Genomic DNA, 3098 nt, shown 5'->3' on the forward strand with positions numbered 1-3098 from the left:
ACTGAGTTGTCCGGCATCCGCACCGGCCTCGATGATGGTGATGATGGTGCCGTCAAACGTCTGCTCCTTGGCAAAGGCGATGTGAACCGGCATCCCGGCTTCAAGCCGGTTGCGAATGTTCATCAGCGACGATTGCAACTCCGGATCAGGCAGCCCCTGCGAGTAGTACAGCAGCGCGTCTGCCGTGCTGATGTTCGCCTTCAGCATGGAGGCGAGGCCGCGGAAAAGCTTGATGAGCTCTTTGCGGGAGACGGGCTTCCTGGACTTTTCACTCTTCGGCGTGCCGGCGAGGGACTTGATCAGGGCCACTCGGAAGCCAGGCTTGCTGACAAGCAGCGCGGCCTGCTCGCGGTTCGGCGCCTCGCACTCGATCACCTTGGAGATCTCGGGCCGCTTGATGTTGCGCAGGGTGACTTGGAAGGCGTTCATGGCTCAGGTTTCGTAGGTGAGATCCAGCACCTTTTTCAGCGCATCAAGGTCGGTTCTGCCCTCGGCCATCAGCTTCAGGCCATTGTCGCGCAGCGATGGCAGCCCCGACTCCCGGCGCACTTCCGCCTCGAGTTCATAGGGCGTGATCTCCCCCTTCGCCAGCTTGTCCCCGAGCTTCGGACTGATGGGCAAAATCTCCAGGATCGCGGTGCGCCCGGAGTAACCACGTCCAAGACACTCTGCGCAGCCTTCCTTGTGATGCTTGAACAGCGGGCGCTTTGCCCAGGACGAATCGAGATGAAACAGCCGGATCTCACGTTCCGACACACCTTCGATGCTCTCCTTGCAGCTCGGGCACAGCAGCTTGACCAGCCGCTGCGCACAGGCCGCCTTCAGCGTCTGCGCAATCTTCCAGCGCTCCATGCCGAGCTGCTGAAAGCGCTCAATGATCTGCGAAGCGCGTGGCGTATGAATCGTGGTCAGCACCTTGTGGCCCGTGATGGCGGCCTCAATGGCCAGCTCTGCCGATTCACGATCACGCACCTCACCCATGAGGATGATGTCTGGATCGGAGCGCATGAAGCTGGCGATCATCGGTTTGAACTCGGTCGAGTCGCGCAGGTCGCAGTGCGTCACGCCGGGAATCTCGTCTTCAACCGGATTCTCCAGCGTCAGGATGTTGTCCTCCGGGTGGTTCAGCTCCCGCAGCATCGCGTTCAGCGTGGTCGATTTGCCGGAACCGGTGGGACCAGACATCACGATGATGCCGGAGGGCACCGACATGGCTTTGTCGAGCTCAAACAAGGTCTCCTCATCAAAGGCCAGCGTACCCATGCCGAGCCGTGCCTCCAGATGCGTCTTGTCCAGCAGACGCATGGTGACGTGATAGCCCCGGTACGTGCGGTGCCGCTCATAGCGCACCCCGACGGCGCGTCCGTAGTAGCTGGCGGTGAAGCGGCCCGAAATGCCCGGACGCTTGCTGCGCTCCTCCGGTGCGAGGCGCATGAGATTAAGCAGAAACGCATCCACCCGGTCACGCAGCTTCACCGGCATTTCGAACCGCACCCCAAGCGCTCCATCGACGCGGAAACAGTACTGGAAGCTGGTTTTCTCCGTCTTGATGTGGATGTCCGAAGCGTGCTGTTTGATCGCATCACTCACCATGCTCGCCACCAGCTGGGCGATCGGCTCATCGTATTGACGCGTGACATCAAAGTCCGGCGTTTCGTTGGAGAACTCCTCCACTTCCACCGCCTCGAGTTCCGCACGGCTTGGTCCCGAGGAACTGGAGGATCCCTCGATCATGGAGGACACCTCGGAGGCGAGCGTGACCACCTTCAACACTTCATCCTCCGGGAAACGCGTCGCACAGTAATCATCCGCCCGGTAGTCCCACGGATTCGCGACTGCCAGCAGCACCTGCTGCGCGTTGCGCCGCAGCGGCACGAACATGCCACGTGACATCACCACGGGATCACAGTGGCCGATAAACTCCGCATCCGCCATCTCCCGCACCTGGGGAAAGGCCGGCAGCCCCGCAGCACGACCGACGGCGCCCAGCATGCGCGTTTTCGACGTGCGGCGCACCAGCGCTTCATCCGTTTGACCATCCTGACTGCCCGTGGCCGCCCGCAGCTGGCTGATGATCAGCCGCTGGATCGTGTGATTGAACTCGATGCCGAGATTCAGATTCATGGGGCAAAATGTCGCTGCATGAGCAACTGCCATGCAGGCAGGTCGGTGAAGAAGCTGAAGACGAACGGCGCATCACCTTCAGACGTACGGTTCAATTCCTGGCTGATCCAGAACGACGCCGCCAGAGCTGAAACAGGATTGAGCGAGGTGACATGAACGATGCTCGTCTCTCCTGCCAGCGTCGCAGGACAACCAAGCGCCATGCACACCGGGCGCAGGACCGGACAGTGCTCATACAATGCCGAGGCCCGGCCCGACAAGGGACCGAAACTCCAGCAATGCACCCGGTCGTTCAGGCTGTTGCGCAGCAGCCTCTGCATCCGCGCCAGTTCGCACTCGGCCGTCAGCGCATGCTTTTGCGCCTGGTATTCTGCGGCGAATTCCAGGAAGTCGGGCATGAAGCCGGACGCCGCACCGAGCTTCTCGCCATAGGCGGCCAGCAAGGGCGCGGATTCACTCTCCACCAGATAATCACCCTGCTGGAGGTACATCACCGTGGTTCCCGCGATACGATCAAGCACCGGACGCATGCTGTTGCGGTCCGTCTTAGCCGGGAACTGCAGGTTAGGAAGAGGGGCTGACATGAAAATCTGCGTGATCGATGGCGCTCACGGGGCCGGAGACGGACTCCGAACACCGTCCGCGATTTACTGGCTGGGGGACTTTTTCGAGAACAGACGCTTGAACCACGACTGCTTCGGCGCAGGCGGCGGCTCGGCCCCCCGGGTTTTGACCGTGGGCAGGTTTTGATACCAGGTGGTCGGCGGCAGGTCGAGGTTGGTGTCCTGAATGTCATCCGGCTGCATGCCGGACAGCTCACGCACGTGCCAGTTCGCTTCAGCCATGCCTGCACCCGCACGCGAGGCATCATACACATGCGGAGTGATGATGAAGACCAGGCTGACCTGTTCGAGCTTCTTGGTGTTCGAGCTGAACAGCTTGCCTACCAGCGGAATGGTGCTCAGCACGGGCAC

4 protein-coding genes are annotated in these 3098 nt (G+C 61.2%); all 4 read right to left on the reverse strand.

The genetic code is table 11. The features are described 5' to 3' along the window. A partial coding sequence (locus tag WAW39_RS27550; RefSeq protein ID WP_422322489.1) for a type II secretion system F family protein occupies positions 1 to 429 on the reverse strand: 429 nt, incomplete at its 3' end. 3 nt (positions 430 to 432) lie between these two features. Beyond that, positions 433 to 2124 carry a GspE/PulE family protein gene (locus tag WAW39_RS27555; protein ID WP_422322491.1) on the reverse strand — a complete coding sequence of 564 codons (1692 nt, stop codon included), beginning with the start codon at positions 2122 to 2124 and terminating at the stop codon, positions 433 to 435. Then, complete coding sequence (locus tag WAW39_RS27560; RefSeq protein WP_422322493.1) at positions 2121 to 2654, reverse strand: hypothetical protein; 534 nt, start codon at positions 2652 to 2654, stop codon at positions 2121 to 2123. Before WAW39_RS27560 ends, WAW39_RS27555 begins: the two co-directional genes overlap by 4 nt. A 117-nt stretch (positions 2655 to 2771) precedes the next feature. Beyond that, on the reverse strand, positions 2772 to 3098 hold a 327-nt coding region (locus tag WAW39_RS27565; protein WP_422322495.1), incomplete at its 5' end, for a hypothetical protein.

The organism is Prosthecobacter sp., from assembly GCF_049294395.1.
Classification (GTDB): Bacteria; Verrucomicrobiota; Verrucomicrobiia; order Verrucomicrobiales; family Verrucomicrobiaceae; genus Prosthecobacter.